Origin of the sequence: Limnohabitans sp. INBF002 (genome assembly GCF_027924905.1) — a bacterium.
GTDB lineage: Bacteria > Pseudomonadota > Gammaproteobacteria > Burkholderiales > Burkholderiaceae_C > Limnohabitans.
Genome location: NZ_AP027055.1, coordinates 887,276 through 909,470 on the forward strand (window position 1 = coordinate 887,276; position 22,195 = coordinate 909,470).

Annotated in this window: 24 protein-coding genes and 1 pseudogene; 8 read left to right on the top strand and 17 right to left on the bottom strand. The window is 55.6% G+C overall.

From position 1 onward, the window contains the following. Nucleotides 1–52: 52 nt before the first annotated feature. Together QMG15_RS04515 and QMG15_RS04520 are read right to left on the bottom strand one after the other, a co-directional pair. A complete protein-coding gene (locus QMG15_RS04515) occupies nt 53–1,315 on the bottom strand; it encodes a putative Na+/H+ antiporter (RefSeq protein WP_281789704.1) in 1,263 nt (420 codons plus the stop codon). Nucleotides 1,316–1,603: 288 nt separating this feature from the next. Then, a complete protein-coding gene (locus QMG15_RS04520) occupies nt 1,604–1,948 on the bottom strand; it encodes a DUF1330 domain-containing protein (RefSeq protein ID WP_281789705.1) in 345 nt (114 codons plus the stop codon). 106 nt (nt 1,949–2,054) lie between these two features. Here QMG15_RS04520 and umuD point away from each other — a divergent pair, with 106 nt between their 5' ends. The 4 genes and pseudogenes from umuD (at nt 2,055) to QMG15_RS04540 (ending at nt 4,103) form a co-directional block, all read left to right on the top strand. Further along, nucleotides 2,055–2,441 (top strand): translesion error-prone DNA polymerase V autoproteolytic subunit, encoded by a 387-nt coding sequence (umuD, locus tag QMG15_RS04525; protein ID WP_281789706.1) that lies wholly within the window; start codon nt 2,055–2,057, stop codon nt 2,439–2,441. Beyond that, nucleotides 2,438–3,286: an endonuclease gene (locus QMG15_RS04530; RefSeq protein WP_281789707.1), complete on the top strand. Its 849-nt coding sequence runs from the start codon at nt 2,438–2,440 to the stop codon at nt 3,284–3,286. The genes umuD and QMG15_RS04530 overlap by 4 nt, the downstream gene beginning before the upstream one ends. After that, nucleotides 3,283–3,420, top strand: a pseudogene (locus QMG15_RS04535) (DNA polymerase V subunit UmuC); the annotation flags it as partial. The gene QMG15_RS04530 and the pseudogene QMG15_RS04535, both read left to right, overlap by 4 nt. Nucleotides 3,421–3,758: 338 nt before the next feature. Continuing rightward, nucleotides 3,759–4,103, top strand: a complete 345-nt coding sequence (locus QMG15_RS04540) for a hypothetical protein (protein WP_281789708.1) — start codon at nt 3,759–3,761, stop codon at nt 4,101–4,103. A 35-nt stretch (nt 4,104–4,138) separates the two neighbouring features. Here the strand turns inward: QMG15_RS04540 and QMG15_RS04545 are convergent, their stop codons facing one another. Beyond that, entirely contained in the window at nt 4,139–5,041 is a 903-nt protein-coding gene (locus tag QMG15_RS04545) for a LysR family transcriptional regulator (RefSeq protein WP_281789709.1), read from the bottom strand. 153 nt (nt 5,042–5,194) lie between these two features. Between QMG15_RS04545 and QMG15_RS04550 the strand changes: the two genes are divergently transcribed. From QMG15_RS04550 to QMG15_RS04560, 3 genes are read left to right on the top strand one after another with little or no spacing between them, the layout of a single operon-like run. Next, a complete protein-coding gene (locus QMG15_RS04550; protein ID WP_281789710.1) occupies nt 5,195–6,208 on the top strand; it encodes a TRAP transporter substrate-binding protein in 1,014 nt (337 codons plus the stop codon). 36 nt (nt 6,209–6,244) lie between these two features. Next, nucleotides 6,245–6,694, top strand: a complete 450-nt coding sequence (locus tag QMG15_RS04555) for a type II 3-dehydroquinate dehydratase (protein ID WP_281789711.1) — start codon at nt 6,245–6,247, stop codon at nt 6,692–6,694. Nucleotides 6,695–6,709: 15 nt separating this feature from the next. Continuing rightward, nucleotides 6,710–6,994 carry a YciI family protein gene (locus QMG15_RS04560; RefSeq protein ID WP_281789712.1) on the top strand — a complete coding sequence of 95 codons (285 nt, stop codon included), beginning with the start codon at nt 6,710–6,712 and terminating at the stop codon, nt 6,992–6,994. A gap of 26 nt (nt 6,995–7,020) precedes the next feature. Here QMG15_RS04560 and QMG15_RS04565 read toward each other — a convergent pair whose 3' ends face one another. From QMG15_RS04565 to QMG15_RS04620, 12 genes are all read right to left on the bottom strand, one after another. Next, the gene (locus tag QMG15_RS04565) at nt 7,021–7,605 is read right to left on the bottom strand and encodes a nitroreductase family protein (protein WP_281789713.1); all 585 of its coding nucleotides are present in this window, start codon (nt 7,603–7,605) and stop codon (nt 7,021–7,023) included. Nucleotides 7,606–7,607: 2 nt separating this feature from the next. Beyond that, nucleotides 7,608–8,051, bottom strand: coding sequence for a cyanase (gene cynS / locus QMG15_RS04570; RefSeq protein ID WP_281789714.1), 444 nt, complete (start codon nt 8,049–8,051; stop codon nt 7,608–7,610). A gap of 27 nt (nt 8,052–8,078) precedes the next feature. After that, nucleotides 8,079–8,870: a uroporphyrinogen-III C-methyltransferase gene (gene cobA, locus QMG15_RS04575; RefSeq protein ID WP_281789715.1), complete on the bottom strand. Its 792-nt coding sequence runs from the start codon at nt 8,868–8,870 to the stop codon at nt 8,079–8,081. Further along, a complete protein-coding gene (locus QMG15_RS04580; RefSeq protein WP_281789716.1) occupies nt 8,867–11,749 on the bottom strand; it encodes a nitrate reductase in 2,883 nt (960 codons plus the stop codon). Before QMG15_RS04580 ends, cobA begins: the two co-directional genes overlap by 4 nt. 50 nt (nt 11,750–11,799) lie before the next feature. Next, entirely contained in the window at nt 11,800–12,150 is a 351-nt protein-coding gene (nirD, locus tag QMG15_RS04585) for a nitrite reductase small subunit NirD (protein ID WP_281789717.1), read from the bottom strand. An 11-nt stretch (nt 12,151–12,161) separates the two neighbouring features. Further along, a complete protein-coding gene (gene nirB / locus QMG15_RS04590) occupies nt 12,162–14,633 on the bottom strand; it encodes a nitrite reductase large subunit NirB (RefSeq protein WP_281789718.1) in 2,472 nt (823 codons plus the stop codon). A gap of 10 nt (nt 14,634–14,643) precedes the next feature. Further along, the gene (locus QMG15_RS04595; RefSeq protein ID WP_281789719.1) at nt 14,644–15,477 is read right to left on the bottom strand and encodes an ABC transporter ATP-binding protein; all 834 of its coding nucleotides are present in this window, start codon (nt 15,475–15,477) and stop codon (nt 14,644–14,646) included. Further along, the gene (gene ntrB, locus QMG15_RS04600) at nt 15,474–16,259 is read right to left on the bottom strand and encodes a nitrate ABC transporter permease (protein WP_281789720.1); all 786 of its coding nucleotides are present in this window, start codon (nt 16,257–16,259) and stop codon (nt 15,474–15,476) included. Before ntrB ends, QMG15_RS04595 begins: the two co-directional genes overlap by 4 nt. A 39-nt stretch (nt 16,260–16,298) precedes the next feature. Beyond that, nucleotides 16,299–17,543 (bottom strand): CmpA/NrtA family ABC transporter substrate-binding protein, encoded by a 1,245-nt coding sequence (locus tag QMG15_RS04605; protein ID WP_281789721.1) that lies wholly within the window; start codon nt 17,541–17,543, stop codon nt 16,299–16,301. Nucleotides 17,544–17,764: 221 nt separating this feature from the next. After that, on the bottom strand, nt 17,765–18,418 hold the full coding sequence (locus tag QMG15_RS04610; protein ID WP_281789722.1) for an ANTAR domain-containing protein: 654 nt from the start codon (nt 18,416–18,418) through the stop codon (nt 17,765–17,767). A 58-nt stretch (nt 18,419–18,476) separates the two neighbouring features. Beyond that, the gene (locus tag QMG15_RS04615; protein ID WP_281789723.1) at nt 18,477–18,896 is read right to left on the bottom strand and encodes a VOC family protein; all 420 of its coding nucleotides are present in this window, start codon (nt 18,894–18,896) and stop codon (nt 18,477–18,479) included. 13 nt (nt 18,897–18,909) lie between these two features. After that, nucleotides 18,910–19,986: an alkene reductase gene (locus QMG15_RS04620; RefSeq protein WP_281789724.1), complete on the bottom strand. Its 1,077-nt coding sequence runs from the start codon at nt 19,984–19,986 to the stop codon at nt 18,910–18,912. Between the two features lie 150 nt (nt 19,987–20,136). On the opposite strand from QMG15_RS04620, the gene QMG15_RS04625 reads away from it, so the two are divergent. Then, nucleotides 20,137–20,679 (top strand): SRPBCC family protein, encoded by a 543-nt coding sequence (locus QMG15_RS04625; RefSeq protein WP_281789725.1) that lies wholly within the window; start codon nt 20,137–20,139, stop codon nt 20,677–20,679. 17 nt (nt 20,680–20,696) lie between these two features. On the opposite strand, the gene otnI is transcribed toward QMG15_RS04625, so the two are convergent. Then, nucleotides 20,697–21,506, bottom strand: a complete 810-nt coding sequence (otnI, locus tag QMG15_RS04630) for a 2-oxo-tetronate isomerase (RefSeq protein ID WP_281789726.1) — start codon at nt 21,504–21,506, stop codon at nt 20,697–20,699. Between the two features lie 23 nt (nt 21,507–21,529). Beyond that, nucleotides 21,530–22,189, bottom strand: coding sequence for an aldolase (locus QMG15_RS04635; RefSeq protein WP_281789727.1), 660 nt, complete (start codon nt 22,187–22,189; stop codon nt 21,530–21,532). Between the last annotated feature and the right edge of the window lie 6 nt (nt 22,190–22,195).

A 22,195-nucleotide genomic window follows, 5' to 3' on the forward strand; every position in this document is an offset into this window, starting at 1 on the left:
CTCGTGCGATGGCCTTGGTGGGGAGCCGTGCCCTGCACATCTTGGTTAAGGATCAACGTGTAATCTGGAATATTAACGCAGCAATGGCCGTTGGTGGCAGGGCGGCCAAGAGCAATCCCAGCGGATGGATCACCCCCTCGGGAAATTTGTTGCGCAGGATGGCCACACCAGCCGGGTTGGGTGCGTTGGCTATCACGGTCAGGCCCCCGCCGGTAACTGCTCCAGCCACCAACGAGACTTTGAAGTCTTCGCTCAGGCCATTGACTAAGGAGCCGAGGTAAGTCAATGCAGCATTGTCAGTAATGGCCGTGAGCGCTGTGGCGCCAAAGAAGACTGCTTGGCTATCCAGTCGCATCAGTAAAGGCTCAAGCCACCATTGTTGCAACCCACCCAACACGACCAACCCAGCAAGAAAAAATGCCACCATTAGTGCTTCTCGAAGAATTAGCCGATCTTGATGATGACGATACGCGGTCACAAACCCTAAGAAAAAGAGAAATACGCCCATGAACATTGGCGGGTGGTGTGCAAACATCACCACCAATGCGATGAAGGTGACATGTACCAACGCGATACTCCTTGAGCACCTAGGGTGCGGGGTTTCGAGCTTGCTCAGGTGTGTTAATTGGTGCCTAAAAAGCAGAGTAACTCCCGCTGCGTTTATCAGGACTGCCAATGCGGCTTTCCAGCCAAAAGTGGAGAGCATGAACATGGTGTCCCATTCCCACTTGCCTGCTACCATCAAAACGGGCGGCGCAGCAAAAGGCGTCAACGTGCCCCCGATGGAGATATTCACAAATAAAACACCCACTGTGGCGTATTTTAGTTGTACCGGTATTTCGTTACAGAAAAGCGTTGAACGCAGCAACAGCGCGGCCAGTGTCATGGCTGCAGGCTCAGTAATGAACGATCCCGCTAAGGGCACCAGTGTAAGGATCAAAAAATACAGGGCTATATTTGGCGTCAGGGGCATGAACTTAACCATGGCCCATACCGTAGCATCGGCCAATTGCAAGATTGGACGAGTTCCGGCCATAACCATGATGACGAATACAAACATTGGCTCTGTGAAATTCCGGGTGTTGATGTAATCCAACGCACTGTGGTGGCCTAGCAGGAGAAACATGCACAACATAAGAACCATGGCCCACCAACCGAATACGACTTCTACCTCGCCCAGTAAGTGCCAAAAACCTGAGTGTTTGGTCTGGCAGTGGGCTAGGTGCTGGAAGTACTGGGTAGAAAATGTGTGGACAAGCGCCACGCCGAATAGGGTTGCACCGATAAGTTGTATTAGCGTGGGCGAGTTCATCATGGGCATTCACGCGAGGCGGCCCGACCTTCGCAAAACCTGCTGCGCATTTTAGGCAGCACCCATTTCTTGTAGATTATATTCTGTGAACGCCCAGCCATGTTCGCGGCCTATTAGCTCAACTGACTGTCAGAAATTATTGAGAGTTGCGACTGCGGTCTGTTGGAAGTCACTATGGCGGACCGCTTATGGCCGAATGCGGCCGTGCAAGACCATGGCATGAAGGGCAGCTCCCGCTGCGAAGCAGTCGTCAATTTTCGCCAACGTTTGTTGCTGACATTTGCTAATTTATTAGGCTGCTTCAACTGCAACCAAACGAGCAGAGCTGCACTCATCGCGTATTGCTTTTAGACCTTGATAAATGGGGCCTTTGTAAAAAGTCTCCCATGCCTCTATGGACGGAAACTCCAAGATGACGATTCGTCTTGGCTGCCAGTTTCCTTCGTAGACGCGATGTTCGCCACCACGTGTCAGATACCTAGCCCCTGCGTTCGCCAACGCAGGCTTCACTTGATTCATGAAGTCCTGATACCGAAGGGGATCTCGGATTTCAACGTCAAATATCACATAAGCAGTCATATAAGCCTCACCACGGTAATAACGCTTATCTTGCATCCTGATTGGCGCTGATGCCATGAAAAATACTTAAATTAAAAATACTGTTATTTTGTACAGTATAGTCATGACTATGTCAGTTTTTTTCATTTCATCAAATCAGCCAATTCAGATAAGTCCCAGTCAAATGTGGCTTGACATCTGTGCTTGGTCAGTGCCAGCGGGATTTCCAAGCCCTGCCGCTGACCACGCACAAAAGCGCATCGATCTCAACAAACACCTGATCCGCAACGGGGACGCCACACATGTGTTCCGTGTTGCTGGTGACAGCATGACGGGCATTGGCATCTATGAAGGCGATCGACTGTTGATTGATCGCAGCATTGAGCCCAAACACAACCACATCGTGCTGGCAGTGCTCAATAACGAGTTCACAGTCAAGCGTTTGTACAAGCGTGGCGGCGTTGTGAAGCTCGTCGCTGAAAACCCCCTCTACCCTGCCATCGTGATCAAGGAAGCCGATGACTTCACGGTTTGGGGCGTGGTGACTTTCAATTTACACAAGCTCATATGAGTCAGTCCGAGCGGGCCATCTCAAACCACAAGATTGATCCAACCAGTCTTGCGGAATTGCCGCGTTCAAGTGGTGTGTACATCTTCAGAGGTGAAGGCAAATTACCGCTCTACATCGGCAAAAGCGTAGATATCCGCAACCGTGTGATGAGTCATCTGAGAGCGCCAGATGAGGCAAACATGATTGCCCAGACACGGCGAATCGACTTCATCGAAACCGCTGGTGAGATCGGCGCTTTGCTTTTGGAGTCTCGCATGATCAAAGAACAAAGCCCGCTCTTCAATCAGCGACTGCGTCGTATACGAACTCTGTGCTCTATTCAACTCAAACAAGATGTAGACGGTGTTGTACCAACTGTGGTTGACAGCAAGACCGTTAACTTAGGCGCCACACAAGGGCTCTATGGCCTTTATTCATCGGCTCATGCAGCCCAGAGCAAACTGCGTGAGTTAGCCAATCAGCACAGGCTGTGTTTAGCCGTACTGGGTTTGGAGAAAACCTCTAAGCGCGGTTGTTTTGGCCTGCAAATCAAAACTTGTCTGGGTGTCTGTGTAGGAGCAGAAGATCGTCAAGAGCATGACCATCGACTGTTCACAGCACTGATCGACACACAAGTGGAGGTGTGGCCATTCAAAGGCCCAGTGGATGTGATTGAAGAGTCTGAGGAATGGGTACAACGCCATCGCGTCAACAACTGGTGCTACTTGGGTACGCATTGCTCCAAATCAGAAAAGATCAACCCATTCACAGAGTTCAAAGCACATGACTTTGACCTTGATAGCTACAAAATTCTGGTCAAGCCCATCATGCTCAAGACTCTGAAAGTGCAAGAGATTGAGTCATGAAACGGCAAATTGCCCTTGTGGACTGCAACAACTTCTACGTGAGTTGTGAGCGTGTTTTCAGACCAGACTTAAAAACCACCCCCGTCGTAGTGCTGTCTAACAACGACGGCTGTGTAGTGTCACGCACCCCAGATTTATCCCCGCAGTTTATGTGCCGTCCAAGTTAGTTTGGGTGCATGTTGAGGGTTCAGATTCAAGCCTCTAAGTGTCATGCTTAGAGGCTTTTTTCTTGCCTGAGTTGAACGGATGTCTTAAAGCTTGTAACGCATCCCATACGGATCAATGACGACTGGGGCTGCTCTGAAGAGATTCGTTGGGCTCTTGTGTAATCTGCGCCAACGCTCCATTGCGCATCTATGTTGTAGGAAATACCCAATCCATAAATCGTGTGTGTACAGCTTTTCGTGGTTGTCGTTTGCAACACGCTTCGTCGAGCTGTTGTTACATCAGTTAAATATGTAACATTGCCGAGATGAAATCTACCTACCTTCGCTTCTTGCAACTCCTCCATGTTGTGGATGGCAATTCAACACAGCTTGTGGATATTGATGAAGTGGCTAAACAGTTGCTGAATGTGATAGCGCTGCATCATGCACAAGGCAAGACACTGACGGTGACTGAAGCCATGGCGTTGGGTTCAGTTGCAAGCCCTGCGACCATCCATCGCAAGCTGGATGATTTGCGTGAAGTTGGGTTGATTGAACAAATCTTTGAAGGTAAAAATCGCAGAACCAAGTATCTGGTACCAACACAAGCTGCGGACACCTACTTCTCAAGCCTTGGTGATGTGATCAAGCAGACATTCGCGTCTGAGTAAATTTTTCCGCATGACGCCACCTATCGAGGGTGCCATCAAATGTTTCTCCAAGTTGGCTCAGAAAATTCGTTGACTAAGAAGTCTAAGAACACGCGTACTTTTGGCATTCTGTGTCTGCCAGGAGGGTAAACCGCAGAGAGTGGGACAGGTTTGGGGACATGGAACTTCGAGAGGATGGGTACCACCCATCCACGGCGAACGGCATGCTCGACTTGCATGTTGGCTACCCGTGCAATGCCTCCGCCAGCCATGATGATGCGCAAGGCCGTTTCCGCGTTGTCTGCCGTGATTCGACCATTCACCTCGACCTCCGTTTGATGGCCGTTGACAAGAAATGGCCACTTTGAAGGTTGCTGCTGCTTGTTGCCCAAGACGATGCAGTCATGGACGGCAAGGTCTGATGGCGTTTGAGGAACTCCGCGGCGTTCCAGATATGCGGTGGAGGAATAGATCATCCTTTCGAACTCTGAAAACTTGCGCGTGATGATCCCTTGGTCACCAATAACTCCGGAGCGAATTCCCACATCCGCGTTCTCTGCCAGCAAATCAACGACTTTGTCGGTCACGGCCAATTCCACCTGAACGTCTGGGTACATCGCCATGAATTTTGGCAAGTGCAATGCCAACACGTTGTACGCAAATCCTGTGACGCAGTTCACGCGTAGCTTGCCTCTGGGATTGCTGCCGGCTTGAGAGACTTCGGATTCCGCATCTTCAATGATTTGAAGAATGTCTCTGGCACGCAAATAGAAGGTTTCGCCCTCGGCTGTCATGGATAGGCGACGCGTTGTTCGGTGAAGAAGTCGAACGCCCAATCTGTCCTCTAGCCGCGTGATGAGCTTGGACATCGCCGAAGGGGTGAGTCCTAAATCGACAGCGGAGGCAGAGAAGTTGCCCCTTTCCACAACTTTGACAAACGCAAGAAACTCATGGCTCATATGTGAATATTTTTCATAAATATTGTTAAGGATAAGGTATTTATCTCATTTTTTTCGAGTGATACGATGAATTCAATCGCTGGTGATCGCTAGTCCATCGCCGTGATGAGAAAGCGTAAAAACCGCTGTTTAACTAAAAACTGGAGACAAAAAATGAAACGATTGGTTCTCAAAACCCTCATTACTGCAATGGCTGTGACGGCCTGGGGCATAAGTTTTGCTCAAGATGTGAAAGAGCGAACCATCAAGATTGCCTTTAGTCAAAGTGACAGCCACCCCCAAGGTTTGGGTGCCCAAAAGTTTGCCGATTTGGTGGCAAGCAAAAGTGGCGGCAAGTTAAAGGTGAACTTGTTCAGCAGCGGCAAGCTAGGAGGGGACCTGCAGGTGATCTCGTCACTGCAAGGCGGCACAGTTGAAATGTTGATCACCACACCAGGTTTGTTGGCGGGCATGGTGAAAGACTTCGAGTCGGTTGATTTGCCATTCATGTTCCAAAGTCCAGAAGAGGCGTTGGCTGTGTTGGACGGACCTTTTGGCAAAAAGCTGTACAGCAAGATCCCTGAAAAGGGGCTGATTGGCATGGCGTATTGGGACTTCGGTTTTCGCAACGTGACCAACAGCAAACGGCCCATCACAAAAATGGAAGACCTGAGCGGTCTGAAGTTGCGCGTTGTGCCCGCTGCAATGTATGTGGATCTATTCAAAGGCTTGGGTGCAAACGCTTCGCCATTGCCATGGCCAGAGCTGTACGGTGCGTTGGAGCAAAAGGCGTTTGATGGTCAAGAAAACCCAGCTTCCGCCATTGCAGCTGCGAAGTTTTTCGAAGTCCAAAGTTATTTATCTTTGACCAAGCACACCTACAACGCGCAAGCTGTTTTGGCTAGTAAGCGGTTCTGGGATCAGTTGTCATCTGCTGAGCAGAAAATTTTGCAAGATGCCATGAGCGAAGCCACACCATATCAGCGCCAAGTTTCTAGGGCATATGACGAGTCATCCTTAGATGTGCTGAGAAAAGAAGGCATGAAGGTCAATGACATCAGCCCAAGTGAGCGCAACCGCATGCGTGTAGCTTTGAAAGATGTCATTGAAAAGCACAGCGCACCTATTCGTGGAACCGTCGATGAGTTGAATCTGGAGCTCGCTAAGTACCGTGCTGCCGCCAAATAAGCTGGAATCGTTTAACTGAAAGAGACAGAGATAGCCATGACTGCAAAAAAGATCTTTATCCTCAACGGCCCCAACCTGAATAGGTTGGGCACACGTGAGCCCCACATCTACGGAAAAGAAACGCTTGTAGATCTAGAAAAACGGTGCCGGGTGAAAGCAAAAACCTTAGGGCTTGAACTCGAATTCAGGCAAACCAACTTTGAGGGCGTCTTGGTCGAGAGTGTTCATGATGCGATTGACCATGCCCACGGCATCATCATCAATCCTGCAGGCTTGACGTTCACATCTGTGCCGATCATGGATTCTTTGAAAATGTTTGATGGCCCCAAGGTTGAGTTGCACATCAGCAATGTGCATACCCGCGAGGCGGTCTATCACAACTCTTTGATGTCTAAGGTGGTGACGGCGGTCATGGCTGGGTTTGGCACTTCAGGGTATCTGCTGGCATTGGACTGGATGGCCGAGCGTCTGTCCGCCGAGAAGTAAGCGAAAGACCAAACCATGCACTTTGTTATGTATTGCCTTGACGTGCCCGGTAGTGCTGAAATTCGCGCCAAGCACGTGGAGGCACATAAGGCTTATTTATCTGCAGCCCCATTCAAAATTCTTGTGTCTGGACCTTTGCTTGAGGACGACAACGAAACCATCAACGGCAGTTGTTTTTTGATTGAGGCTGTAGACAAAGCGCAGTTGGTGAACTTCAATGAAAACGACCCTTTCACCAAGGCAGGTGTTTGGCAACACGTTGAGATTCGTCACTTTGCCAAATGGCGGGACAACAGATAAATCACCCAAGGCGAATCAATGGACTTTCAGTCAAGTACAGACACAAAGGCCGTTGGTTCAGATCGTTTTCTTTGGGGTTTGTGTCTCGAAACATGGCCAAAGGCCACATAACAAATACATGTTTCGTCTGCGTCTAGTTTGAACAAATCCCGGATGCTTGACGCATTCATGGATTGCCCACTGGTGATGCCGCTGCCGATTGCGAGTGTTTGCGCCATCAGCACCATGTTTTGAATTGCAGCCCCCAAAGAAATCAGGCGTTCATGTGCAGGCACTTGGGGCTCAGAGGGCGCATGGCTAAGTACGGCCAGCACCAAGCACGGCGCACGAAACGCTTTTTCATACGCAATATTCATTTCAGCAGGGCTGGCATGTGCGTCGCGCGTTTGCAGTGCTTGCACAAACGCATGGCCCAGTGCTTCACGTTTGTCTTGCGGCACCACGATGAAGCGCCAGGGACGGATGCGGCCATGGTCAGGCGCTTGCGCGGCGGCACTGAAAATCAAATTCAGTGCATCGGCGTTCGGCCCTGGGGCTTCAAGCCGTTTGGGCGCGACATGACTTCTGGCACGCATGTGCGCCAGAAGCACCTCAGCCGCGTCTGTGGGCATGGTCAGTATTGTTTGTAGGGCAAGAACTTGCCCGACAGCACCACATTCACACGGTCACCTTTGGGGTCGGGTTGACGCACGATGTCCATGGAGAAATCAATCGCGCTCATGATGCCGTCGCCAAACTCTTCGTGAATCAGTTCTTTGATGGTGGTGCCATACACGCTGACGATTTCGTACCAGCGGTAAATCAAGGGGTCGGTTGGCACAGGCGTGGGCAACGAACCTTTGTAGGGCACCACTTGCAGCCACTTTTGTTCTTCGGCATCGAGTCCAAAAATCTTGCCAACAATTTTGGCTTGTTTGGCATCCAAGATCATTTGGCCCAAGCAGGCGGCCGTGGTCCATTCTTTGGAGAGGCCTACTTTTTTGGCCACGTCGTCCCACTTGATGCCTTTGGACACTTTGGTGCTGATGATTTTTTCGGTCACATCGAGACGGTTCATGTGCATTCCTAGGTTGGTTGAAAAGATTTAGCCCGCAGCGACGAGGCGCTGGTTGTTCTGTTCGATGTGCAGCAAGCCTTGCAGCACATCGCCCACCACGATGACGGAAGGGCTGGCCATTTGGTCGCGCACCACGGTGTGGTGCAGATCATTCAGGGTGCACACCACATGGCGTTGCGTGGGCAGGCTCACGTGTTGAATCACCGCCACAGGTGTGTGGGGGTCTAGTCCGTGCAGCAATGCGGCTTGCAGTTGCGCCGCACCGCGCATGCCCATGTAAATGACCAAGGTGAGCTTGGCCTGTGCCGCGGTGTGCGACAGGGCTGCCCAATCCACGGCATCGGTGGCATCTTGTTTCGCGTGGCCGGTGATGAACAACACGCCATGCGCATGTGCGCGGTGCGTCAGCGGCACGCCCAATGAGGTGACGCCTGCCAAGCCTGCGGTGATGCCGTTGATGACGGTGACCTTCACACCTTGCGCGCGCAAGTGTTCGACTTCTTCACCGCCACGTCCAAAGATGAAAGGGTCGCCGCCTTTGAGGCGCACCACGTTTTCGCCGCCCAAGGCTTCTTGCAGCATCAGCTTTTCGATGAACGCTTGGGGTGTGGATTGACAGCCGCCACGTTTGCCCACATGGATGATGCGTGCGGACGGCGAGGCGTAAGTGACGATGGCGTCGCTGACCAAATCGTCGACCAACAAAACGGTGGCCGCTGCAATGGCTTTGACCGCTTTGAGGGTCAACAGTTCAGGGTCGCCCGGGCCTGCGCCCACGAGCGTGACGTGTGGCTGTGCGTGTGTCTTGCTGTGTGTCATGTCGTGTGCTCGGTGAGTTGAATCATGCGGCGCAGTTCGGGCACGCACGAGCCGCATTGGGTGCCGCACTTGAGCGTGCCTTGCAACGATGCCAAGCGTTGTGCGCTGTCGCCTTTGTAAATCTTCAGGTGGTTGCGAATGGCCACATCTTTCACGCCCACGCAGCTGCACACGGTGGTGCCTGCATCGACCAAGGCCACCGGTGGTTTGCTGCCGGTCATCAACAAGCGGCGTCCATATGCGTGGGTCGATGCTTGTGTTTGCAACAAAGCTTTGAGCCACGTTTCAGCTGAGGTGTCGCCCGCGATGATGAAGGCCTGTAGCTGTGTGTCGTTGACTTTGTTTGCCTCGCTGTGTTGCAAACGCATGCTGCGCAATTGGCTGCGCTTGGCGTCGACGTAGCGCAAGCTGTCGCTGCCGCTCAAGCCCAAGAGCTGCTCCATGTCGTGCACCCAAGCCATGTCGGGCGCTTCGCTGCACGCCGCACGCATCAACACGCCTTGACGGGCGGGGCCCTCAGTGGGGGTATCGCTGAACGGCACGCAGCTGGCAAATTCAAACTGCACCATGCGCGCGCGCAGGGCTTGCAAGGTGGTTTGCGCTTTGTCTTCGGGCAACCACGCCACGGCGAGCAAGGTCCAAGGCAGTTCGGCTTTGAGCACTTTGACCGCGGCATGCTTGAGCTCGGGCTGCTTGGAGCTGGGGCAATACGCCGAGGTGGTGATGGCGTTGACGCCTGCGAGCGGTTTGTTTTGGTGGTCGCGACCGCTCAAAAACGCAGGGCCCCAGTGCATGGCGATGAAGGCTTGGTGGGTGCCGAGGTCGCTGGTGGCCTGGGCGGGCACCACGATGGAGCCGCGCTTGCTGGTGACGTGCACCAAGCCGCCTTCGGTCAAGCCGAGTCGCGCCATGTCGTCGGGGTGCAACTGCACCGCAGGCTCCGACACATGGCCAAACAGTTTGCCGACCAAGCCGGTGCGCGTCATGCCGTGCCACTGGTCGCGCAAGCGGCCGGTGTTGAGCGAGAACGGAAAACGTGACTCGCGGGCTTCCGCCGTGGGCACATAAGGCAAGGCTGCAAATTTGGCGCGCCCGCTGGCGGTGGCAAACACGCCGTCTTCGTACAAGCGCGCTTGGCCGTGGGCGGCGCCTTCGCGCATGGGCCATTGCTCGGGCGTGGTTTCTAAGTGTGCGTAGCTCAAGCCCGTGATGTCGAGGTCACGGCCGCGGGTGGATTCGCGGTGCTCCACCCAAATTTCTTCGGGCGAGGTGTAGGCCATGTGCAGGCCGCGGGCGGCGTTGTTTGGGTGTCCCAACGAGGATGCGTTATCGGGTGTGGCGTGTGGCGTGACACCCGGCTCTTCACGCAAACGCGCAGCCAAGTCCACCACGATTTGCCAGTCGTGCCGCGCTTGACCGGGCGCAGGCACAGCCGCACGCACGCGGGTGATGCGGCGTTCGCTGTTGGTGACGGTGCCTTCTTTTTCACCCCAGGTGGTGGCGGGCAACAACAGGTCGGCGAAGGCGCAGGTTTCGGCTGTGGCAAAGGCTTCTTGCACCACCACAAACTCCGCGCGTTCTAAGGCGCGGCGCACGGTGGCTTGGTCGGGCATGGATTGCGCCGGGTTGGTGCAGGCAATCCACAGCGCTTTGATTTCGCCGTCGGCGGCGGCTTCAAACATCTCGACGGCAGTCTTGCCGGGCTTGGATGGCACATCGTCAATGCCCCACAAGGCAGCCACTTCGGCGCGGTGTTCGGGTTTGCTCATGTCGCGGTGCGCGCTGATGAGGTTGGCCAAACCACCCACTTCGCGTCCGCCCATGGCGTTGGGTTGGCCGGTGAGTGAGAAGGGGCCTGCACCGGCTTTGCCAATTTGTGCGGTCGCCAAATGCAAGTTGATGAGCGAGGCGTTTTTGGCGGTGCCGCTGCTGGATTGGTTCAAGCCTTGGCAGTACAGGCTGAGCGTGCGCCATGCGGGGTCAGGTGCGTTGTTGGCGCTGTGCGGCGGCACGCCCGCAAACCAGCGGGTGGCTTGCAGCAGTTGTTCAGGGGTGATGCCGCAGACCTCTTGCACGCGTGCCGGCGTGTAGTCGGCCACCAAGGTTTGCAAGGCTTCAAAGCCCTCGGTGTGTGCGGCAATGTAAGCCGTGTCGACCCAGCTCTCGGCCAGCATCACATGCAACATGCCGTGAAACAAGGTCACATCGGTGCCGGGTTGCAGCTGCAAATGCAGGTCGGCGCTGCTGGCGGTGTCGGTGCGACGCGGGTCGGCCACGATGATTTTGAGGTTGGGGTTTTTCGCCCGCGCGTCTTCGATGCGCCTGAACAAAATCGGGTGCGCATAGGCCGCGTTGCTGCCCGCAATAAACAGGCAGTTGGCGTGCATCACGTCGTCGTAGCAAGCGGGCGGGGCATCAGCGCCGAGGGTGAGCTTGTAGCCCGCCACGGCGCTGCTCATGCACAGGCGCGAGTTGGTGTCGATGTTGTTGGTGCCCAGCAAGCCTTTGGCCAACTTGTTGAACACGTAATAGTCTTCGGTCAGCAACTGGCCCGACACATAAAAACCCAAAGCATCAGGCCCGTGCGCGCGCACGATGCTGGCCAGTGTTTGGCTGGCCAGTTGCATGGCGTTGTCCCACGCCATGGGTTGCAAACTGCCGCCACGTACCAAGCGACGCATGGGTTGCAGCAAACGCGTTTGTTCTGCCATCACGGGGCTGGCCGTGAGGTGCAAGTTCGAGCCTTTGCTGCACAAGCGGCCAAAGTTGGCAGGGTGCGTAGGGTCGCCACGCACGCCTGTGATGTGGCCCGCATTCGATTCGATGATGACGCCGCAGCCCACGCCGCAGTAGGGGCAGGTTGAACGCGTTTCTTTCATGGCTTCTTTCGGGCAGTGGGTGACGGGGTGTGAGTCGAAGTGCGTGTGTTTCAGTGCGCGGCGTCGTCAATGGCGAGCGTGTTGAGCTCGTTCACATCCAAGGCCACATCGCCGTTTTCTACACGCACCGCAAAGCGGGTGGTGCAGCCCTCGTCGGGGGCATGGGCGCAGCCATCAACCAAACCGATGTGCCAGTTGTGCAACGGGCACACCACGGTTTCGCCAAACACCAAGCCTTGGCTCAAGGGGCCGCGCTTGTGCGGGCATTGGTCGAGCAAGGCAAACACTTTGTCTTCGGCGTTGCGAAACACCGCCACTTCGACGCCCTTGGCGCGCTGCACGCGGCGTGCGCCCAGCACGGGGATGTCGTCAACTTTGCAAATGACTTTCCATTCGGTCATGGTGTGTTTCCTTAAACGGTGAGGGCTTCAAACTGGCGCGTGTCGACTTGTGCTTTGTCGAACTCAAACCATGGGTCGGGTTCGCCGTCGAGCGCAAATTGCAAACGTGCCCACAAGGCTTTGCGGCCTGCTTCGTCGTCCAAGATTTTTTTCTTCACATAGTCCATGCCCACGCGGTTCACGTAGTGCACGGTGCGCTCCAAGTACCAGCCTTCTTCGCGGTAGAGCTGCATGAAGGCACCGGTGTACTCCATCACTTCTTCTGAGGTTTTGACCTTCACAAAGAACTCGGCCACTTCGGTTTTGATACCGCCGTTGCCTGCGATGTACATCTCCCAGCCGCTGTCCACGCCGATGATGCCCACGTCTTTGATGCCGGCCTCTGCGCAGTTGCGCGGACAGCCTGACACCGCAAACTTCACTTTGTGCGGCGCGTACATGCGCCACATGGCTTTCTCAAGGTCCTTGCCCATTTGTGTGCTGTCTTGCGTACCCATGCGGCACCACTCGCTGCCCACGCAGGTCTTGACGGTACGCAAAGCTTTGGCGTAGGCGTGGCCGCAAGGCATGCCAATGTCTTTCCACACATTGACCAAGTCTTCTTTCTTCACACCGAGCAAGTCAATGCGTTGACCGCCCGTGACCTTGACGGTGGGAATGTTGTATTTGTCAACCACATCGGCAATGCGGCGAAGCTCGTCGGCGGTGGTCTCGCCACCCCACATGCGTGGGATGACGCTGTAAGTGCCATCCTTTTGGATGTTGGCGTGGCTGCGCTCGTTGATGAGGCGGCTTTGCGGGTCGTCCAAGGCTTCTTTGGGCCAGCTGCTCATGCGGTAATAGTTGATGGCAGGGCGGCAGGTGGCGCAGCCCGTGGCTTTGACGTCTGCGCTTGGTTTTTTCCACTCTAAGAATTCAAACACCGCGTCGTTGGTCAACAGCTTGTGGTCACGAATCGCGTCGCGCACTTCTTGGTGGCTGTGGTCGGTACAAGCGCAGATGGCTTTTTTCTTTGGTGTGGCCGAGTAGTCGCCGCCTGCGGTGAACATCAAAATTTGTTCGACCAAGCCTGTGCAGGAGCCGCACGAGGCGCTGGCCTTGGTGTGCTTGCGCACCTCATCCAAAGTGAATAAACCTTTGTCTTTGATGGCTTTGCAAATCGCGCCTTTTTTCACGCCGTTGCAACCACACACCTCGGCATCGTCGGGCATGCTGGCGGCTTTGCTGTGGCCTTCATGGCCCACGTCGCCAATGTTGGATTCGCCAAACATCAGTTTCTCGCGGATGTCGGCTACGCTGCGGCCATCGCGCAGGAGCTTGAAGTACCAGCTGCCGTCCACGGTGTCGCCATACAAACACGCGCCCACCAATTGGTCGTTGCGGATGACGAGTTTTTTGTACACGCCTTCGTGCGGATCGCTCAACACAATCTCTTCGGTGCTGCCGTCGTTACTGCCCATGAAGTCGCCCGCGCTGAACAAATCAATGCCGGTGACTTTGAGCTTGGTCGAGGTGAGCGAGCCGGTGTAACGGCCAATGCCGAACTCGGCCAAATGGTTGGCCAACACCTTGCCTTGTTCAAACAAAGGTGCCACCAAACCATAGGCAATGCCACGGTGGGCCGCACATTCGCCCACGGCATAAATGCGTGGGTCGGTCACGGTTTGCAGTGTGTCGCTGACCACAATGCCACGCTCGCAATGCAGGTGCATTTTTTCGGCCAGCGCTGTGTTGGGTCGAATGCCCACAGCCATCACCACCAACTCGGCGGGGACGTGTGAACCGTCTTTGAACAACACCGATGCCACACGCCCGTTTTTGTCCGCTTGCAATTCTTGGGTGTGTGCGCCCATGCGGAATTGCATGCCGCGTTCTTCGAGCGAGCGTTGCAACAAACCGCCCGCGACTTTGTCGAGCTGACGCTCCATCAGCCATTCGCCGACGTGCACCACGGTCACGCTCATGCCGCGCTTCATCAAACCGTTGGCGGCTTCGAGGCCGAGCAAGCCGCCGCCAATCACTACGGCGTGTTTGTATTGTGTGGCCGCGTCAATCATGGCCTGTGTGTCGGCGATGTCGCGGTAGGCCAGCACGCCGTCCAACTCGCGGCCTGGCACGGGCAGCATGAAGGGGTTGGAGCCCGTGGCCAAAATCAAGCGGTCATACGGCGCGCTCTTGATTTCGCCTGCAGCGTTGGTGGCGTGCACCACGCGTTTGACGCGGTCCACCTCGGTCACCGTCCAGCTGGTGTGCAAGGTGATGTGGTTGTCGCTGTACCAGTCGATTGGGTTGAGGATGATTTCATCCAAGGTTTGCTCACCCGCCAACACGGGCGACAACAAGATGCGGTTGTAGTTGGGGTGTGGCTCCGAGCCGAAGACGGTGATGTCGTACAGGTCTGGCGTGAGCTTGATGAGTTCTTCCAAGGTGCGCACACCGGCCATGCCGTTGCCCACCATCACGAGTTTGAGTTTGTTGGTCATGTCCAACTCCTTAGTGTTTTTCGACGTGCGCTTGGCGCGTGTACAAAAAGTCAATCACGGCTTTGCGGTAGTGCAAATAGGCAGGGTCGTCAGCCAGCGTCACGCGAGAGCGGGGGCGAGGCAGGTCCACGTGCAGCACTTCGCCGATGGTGGCAGCGGGGCCGTTGGTCATCATCACAATCTTGTCGGACAGCAACACGGCTTCGTCCACATCGTGCGTCACCATCACCACGGTGCTTTGCGTGTTGGCCACGATGGCCAGCAACTCGTCTTGCAGCTTGGCGCGTGTCAATGCATCCAAGGCGCCAAAGGGCTCGTCCATCAACAGCACTTGCGGTTCCATGGCCAAGGCGCGGGCAATGCCCACACGTTGCTTCATGCCACCCGAAATCTCGCCAGGGCGCTTTTGTGCGGCGTGGCTCAAGCCCACCATGTCGAGTGCCGCGTGGGTGCGTGCGGTGAGTTGGGCTTTGTCTTCTTTGGGCTTGCCGTCCACGATGCCGCTTTGACCGAACACGCGTTCCACGCCGAGGTAAACGTTTTCAAAGCAAGTGAGCCAAGGCAAGAGTGAATGGTTTTGAAACACCACCGCACGCTCGGGGCCGGGGCCTGCGATTTCGCGGTTGGCGCAAATCAAGGTGCCTTGTGTTGGCGTGGTCAAACCTGCAATGAGGTTGAGCAAGGTGGACTTGCCGCAACCCGAGTGGCCGATGAGGGCGACGAACTCGCCTTTGCCCACGGTCAGGTCGATGTCGCGCAGCGCAGGGAAGTCGCCTTTGGCGGTGCGAAAGGTTTGGGCCACGCCCTGAATTTGCAAATACTTGCTGGTCAACGATGCGTTCATGACTGCACCTCCTCAAAGGTGAATGCGGTGGCGAGTTTGATGAGGGCGTACTCCAACACCAAGCCCACAATGCCAATCACGAAGATGGCGATGATGATGTTTTTCACATTCAGGTTGTTCCACTCGTCCCACACCCAAAAGCCAATGCCCACGCCGCCCGTCAGCATCTCAGCCGCAACGATGACCAACCAAGCGGTGCCCACGGCCAAGCGCACGCCGGTCAACATGTAGGGCAGCACAGCGGGGAACAAAATCTTGCTGACAATCTTCCATTCCGAGAGGTTGAGCACACGCGCCACGTTCATGTAGTCTTGCGGCACACGTTGCACGCCCACGGCGGTGTTGATGACCATGGGCCAAATCGAGCAAATGAAGATGGTCCAAATGGCCGCAGGGTTAGCGCCTTTGAACACCAACAAACCAATAGGCAACCAAGCCAAGGGCGACACAGGGCGCAACAAGCTGATGAGCGGGTTGAACATGCGAGACAAGAACTCGAAGCGCCCAATCAAGAAGCCCAAAGGAATGCCCACCAGCGCGGCCAAGCCAAAGCCCAGTGCCACGCGTTTGAGAGAACTCCACACGTTCCAGCCCACGCCTTGGTCGTTGGGGCCGTTGCTGTAGAACGGGTTGCTGAACACATCCACGGCTTGCCAGAAGGTGTCGGTTGGGTTGGGAAAGTTGTTGGTGCTGGTGACAGACACCAGCGACCAAATGCCCACCAGCAGTGCCAAGCCCATGAAGGGCGGCACCACGCGTGACAACAGGTGTTTCAAATACATGTGATGTGTCCTTGTTCGAGAAGAGCGTTCGTCGGTGCTTTACGCATGGACCTTGAAGCTGTCGGCGTATTTCTTCGGGTCTTTGCCGTCCCACACCACGCCGTCCATCAATTTGCTGGTGCGCATCACGTCTTTAGGCACTGGCGTTTTGCTGGCCGCAGCGGCTTGTTTGAAGAGGTCGATTTGGTTGATCTCTTTGGCCACTTTCAAATAGTCAGGGTGGTCTTTGAGCAAACCCCAGCGCTTGTGTTGCGTGAGGAACCACATGCCGTCTGAGAGGTAAGGGAAGTTGGCCGTGCCGTCGTTGAAGAACTTCATGTGGTTGGGGTCGTCCCAGGTTTTGCCCAAACCGTTTTGGTAGCGACCTAAGATGCGTTGGTTGATCACGTCCACGCTGGTGTTGACATACGATTTGTCGGCGATGGTTTCGGCCATCTTCATTTTGTTTTGCAAGCCCGCGTCAATCCACTTGCTGGCTTCCAAAATCGCGGCGGTCACAGCGCGTGCGGTGTTGGGGTATTTCTTGACGAAGTCGCCCGTGGTGCCCAACACTTTTTCAGGGTGGTCACGCCAGATGTCTTGCGTGGTGGCGGCGGTGATGCCAATGCCATCGGCAATCGCGCGGTGGCCCCAAGGCTCGCCCACGCAGTAGCCGTCCATGTTGCCCACGCGCATGTTGGCCACCATTTGAGGGGGCGGTACGGTGATGACCTTGGCGTCTTTGAGTGGGTTCACGCCCACGCTGGCCAACCAGTAATACAGCCACATGGCGTGTGTGCCCGTGGGGAAGGTTTGTGCGAAGGTGTATTCGCGTTTCTCGGAGGCCATCAGTTTGGCGAGGCTGGCCGCATCGACCGCGCCTTTGTCGGCGAGCTTTTTGGACAGCGTGATGGCTTGGCCGTTTTGGTTCAAATTCATCAACACGGCCATGTCTTTTTTAGGACCGGCCGTGCCCATGTGCACGCCGTAAATCAGGCCGTACAAAGCGTGGGCAAAGTCAAGCTCGCCGTTGACCAATTTGTCGCGCACACCGGCCCAGCTGGACTCTTTGGTGGGGATGATCTTGACGCCATACTTTTTATCGATGCCCAACACCGACGCCATCACCACGCTCGCGCAGTCGGTGAGGGGAATGAAGCCAATGCGCACTTCTTCTTTTTCGGGCTTGTCTGAACCTTGGGCATACACCGCGGCACGCAACGCGGGGGCGATGGTCAGTGCGCCTGCGGTGGCAGCTTGCAAAATGTTGCGGCGGCTCATGGGGGTCTCCAAAAGTTTCGTCATGACATCACTCCTAAATAAAAAACTGGGGCAGAAACGACAAAGGCGTCCTCACCACAGGCACCTAGGGTGCATGGGTGGGGACGCCTTTGTCCTTGAACCGTCATTGGTTCTTACTGTGGACTGTTTGCAATAGCTGTGCCAGCTGTTGAGGGTTCTCCCGTATGAAAAAACGCCCCATGGCGGGGCGTTTGCATCAAAGCGCACCAAGAAGGCGCACCAAACTAGGACAGCAGGTCTGCCATGTCCAAGGTGCGTTGCGCCACCTCGGCCATCTTTAGGCCTTTGTCCATTGCAATTTTGCGCAGCTTGCTGAAGGCGTCTTTCTCGCTCAAACCTTGGCGTTCCATCAGCAGCGCTTTGGCGCGGTCGACCACGGTGCGTTCTTGCAGCGCATGGCGCGCATCGTCGCGTTCATCGCGCAAGCGTTCTTCATATTCAAAGCGGGCCATGGCCACATCGAGGATGGGGCGAATGCGCGTGCTCGATAGCCCGTCGACGATGTAGGCCGACACGCCCACCGCCACAGCGTCGCGCACATGGGTGGTGTCGTTGTCGTCGGTGAACAGCACGATGGGGCGGCGCTCGTCACGGGTGGCGAACACCACGTGTTCTAAGGCATCGCGTGCTTCAGATTCAGCGTCCACGATGATGAGATCGGGTTGCAACTGGTGGATGCGGTCTGACAAGAACACATCGGCAGGCAGCGTGGCAATCAGGTTGAAGCCGCTTTCTAGCAAACCAATTCGCAAGGCGCGAGAACGCTTGGCCTGAGAGACGGCGTGGTCGTCACCTGTGTCTTGCACATCCAAGTCTGGGGCGACCACGACGATCCTCAAGGCTTCGTGTTTTTTATTTTTTTGAGACTTGCTTTTCATGAAGGTTCATCGTGTGGACCTTCATGGTGAGCAAGTATTGGGCCAAACGGCCGCTTGTTTACCAGCTGCCGATGTTGGGCATGTCCACCCACGGCGCAAGTGGTGCCAAGGCTTCACCTTTTTGCAACAACTCCACCGAGATGTCATCGGGCGAACGCACAAACGCCATGCGGCCATCGCGGGGCGGACGCAGAATCGTCACGCCATGCGCTTGCAACTTTTCGCACGTGGCGTAAATGTTGTCGACGGCATAAGCCAAGTGACCAAAGTTGCGACCGCCGGTGTAGACCTCGGGGTCCCAGTTGTAGGTGAGCTCCACTTGTGCGTCTTCATCGCCAGGCGCAGCAAGGTAGACCAGGGTGAAGCGACCTTGCGGGTACTCGTTGGTGCGCAGCACCGTCAAGCCCAGCGCATCGCGGTAAAAGCGCAGCGACGCTTCTAGGTCGGTGACGCGCACCATGGTGTGTAGGTATTTCATGGTGGGCCTTTCTTTAGAGAGTGGGGTAGTCGGTGTAGCCGACGGGGCCGGGTGTGTAGAAGGTGTTGGGGTTGGGCTCGTTCAAAGCCGCATTCAACTTCAAACGCGCCACCAAGTCGGGGTTAGAGATGAACAAGCGGCCAAACGCGATGGCATCGGCTTTGCCAGATTCAATCGCGTCCATGGCCATTTGGCGGTCGTAGCCGTTGTTGGCGATGTAAGTGCCTTTGAACGCTTGGCGCGCCCATGCGTAGTCAAAGCCAGGCACGTCACGTGGGCCACCGGTGGCGCCTTCGATGAAGTGGATGAACGCGATGCCACGCTTGTTGAGCTCTTCGACCAAATAGCCAAACACGGCTTGTGGGTTGCTGTCAGCCAAGTCGTTGAAGGGCGTGAGGGGCGACAAACGAATGCCCACATGGCCCGCGCCGATTTCGGCCACACAGGCATCCACCACTTCGAGCGCGAAGCGGCAGCGGTTTTCAATCGACCCACCGTACGCGTCGGTGCGTTGGTTGGCGCCGTCACGGATGAACTGGTCGACCAAATAACCGTTGGCACCGTGAATCTCCACGCCATCAAAACCCGCGCGAATGGCGTTGGCGGCGGCTTGGCGGAATTGCTGCACCACCTCTTTCACTTCGGCAGTGGTCAACGCGTGTGGCACGGGCACATCGACTTTGCCGTTGGGGGTGTAGGCCACCACCTTGGGCTGAATGGCCGACGGAGCCACGGGCTGTGCACCACCCGTCAGGTCTGGGTGGGTGATGCGGCCCACGTGCCAAATTTGCGCAATGATTTTGGAGCCTGCGTCATGCACGGCTTGGGTGATGGGCTTCCAGCCTTCGACTTGGGCGTCTGAATAAATGCCGGGTGTGGCCATGTAGCCTTTGCCCACGGGCGAAATTTGTGTGCCTTCGCTGATGATGAGGCCTGCGCCACTGCGTTGGCGGTAATAGTCCACGTTCATCGCGCTGCCGGGGATGTCGCCATCATTCGCGCGGCTGCGCGTGAGGGGCGCCATGACGATGCGGTTGGCTACTTCGATGTCGCCGATGCGTGTGGGTTGGAAAAGCTGAGGTGTCGTCATGTGTAATTTCTAAAGGTCGTGAAAGAGTAAAAAATCAGTCGTGGCAGCGATTGCCATGGATGTCTTGATGACATGGGGCGTATTGTTCTTTTTTCAAGTGACTTGTTTCATGGTTCCGCTAATATGACCAGATCAAGAGAGGGACATTCGATGAAACAGCTGTGGTGTGCGTGGATCATGGTGTGCGCTTGCGCGGTGGCTGCTGATGATTACAAAATCAAAGTCGATGTGACGCAACAAGGCAACGTGTTTCTGACCCAAGCCAGTTTTTATTTGCCCTTGAGCCTTTGCCAGTCGTACCGCTATCTCACCGACTATGACGCTGCCACTCATATTCCTGGTGTGGTGGCTTCAGCCACCACGCGCCTTGATGCGCGCAAAGCGCGTGTGGAGCGTTTGCTGCAAGAGCGTATTTTGTTTTTCCCCATCAAGATGCGCATGGTGTTGGAGATGACGGAGCTGCCCAATCTTGGCACAGACTTTGTGCAGATCAGTGGCGAGGCCAAGTCGTACAAAGGCGCATGGCGCTTAGAGCAAGACGGCAATGGCACGCGGTTCAGGTACCGCACCGAATCTGAGCCAGATTCGATTCTCCCCATCGCGGTGATTGAGTATTTCATCAAGAACCGCTTGAACAGCAGTTTTGAAGCGATGGCCAAGGCAGGGGCTGAGCGCCTGAAACAGCCTTGCTGAGAATGTTTGGTCGCGTGTTAGGGCTGCGAATGCAACCAACCCAAGCCATCGTGCGTGCCATTGGCCACAGCACCTCGGGCAGGACGGTATTCGCAACCGATCCAACCTTCCCAGCCGCAAGCGGCGGCCACTTCGTCGATGACCTCAAAAAGGTAAGGGTGGTTCAACTCACCTAAATCGGGTTCATGGCGCATGGGCACGCCTGCAATTTGGAAATGGCCCACACGGCCAGTTGGCAGGTATTGGCGAATTTTGCTCGCCAAGTCACCTTCCATGATTTGGCAGTGGTAAAGATCCATTTGCACTTTGACGTTCGACGCGCCGATGTGTTGAACAATCTCGTGCGCTTGCGCTTGGTAGTTCAAGAAGAAGCCAGGAATGTCACGGGTGTTAATGGGTTCAATCAACACATCACAGCCAGATTTTTTAGCTTCAGTGGCGGCCCACGCGATGTTCTGAATGTAGGTTTTTTCTAGCGCGGCAGCGTCTGCACCATGGGGCTTCAAGCCCGCCATGACGTGGATGCGTGGGCAGTTCAACACATCGGCGTAGGTCAGCGCTTTGAGAAAGCCCGTTTGAAATTCGTTTTCGCGCCCGGGCAAGCAGGCCAAGCCGCGTTCGCCTGCATCCCAATCACCGGGAGGTGCATTGAAGAGCACTTGTTGCAAGCCGTTGTCGCTCAAGCGTTGCTTCAAGTCATGGGCATCGAAGGCGTAAGGGAACAAGTATTCAACAGCCTGAAAGCCGTCTTGGGCGGCTGCAGCAAAGCGGTCTAAAAATTCATGCTCGTTGTAGAGCATGCTGAGGTTGGCGGCGAAGCGTGGCATAGATGTGTCTTGAAAATGAAGGGTTACCAGAGCGCGCCAAAGCGCTCACGGAGTTCGTTGATTTGGGCCTCGCTCAGGGCGCTGGCTTGACGCGCTGACATGAGCCAGAGTTTGGCTGTCTCTTCGAGTTCTTCGAGGACGGCACTGGCCTCGGCAGGCGTTTGGTGCCACACCACAGGGCCAAGGCGTTCGAGCATGACGCCGCGAAGGGGCATGTGCTGTGTGTTGCTTTTGCCAATAAGGGATGCAACCTCTGCGGCCACCTCTGGTGCGCCGGGGCGTTGGTACGGCACCAAGGGGACGTGTCCCACTTTCATCACGTAGTAAGGCGTGATCGGTGGGACGATGTCTGAGGTGCGCCACACGCCTTGCAGGGTGAGGCTGACCAAATGCGTGGCATGGGTGTGAATGACGCAATGGGCTTGCGACGACGCATCGTAGATGCTGCGATGCAGGGTCAAAGTTTTCGAGGCGCGTGCGCCGCTGAGTTGTTCACCCTCAGCGCTGACGTGCGCCAATTCACTGGCAACCAAATTGCCGAGGCAAGCATCGGTGGGTGTGATTAAAAAGCTACCGTCTGGCAGCTTGACACTGATGTTGCCAGCGCTGGCATGCACATAGCCACGTGCATACAGCGAAGCGCCGACGCGGCAAATTTCTTGGCGAATTTCAAGTTCAGTCATGGGCGT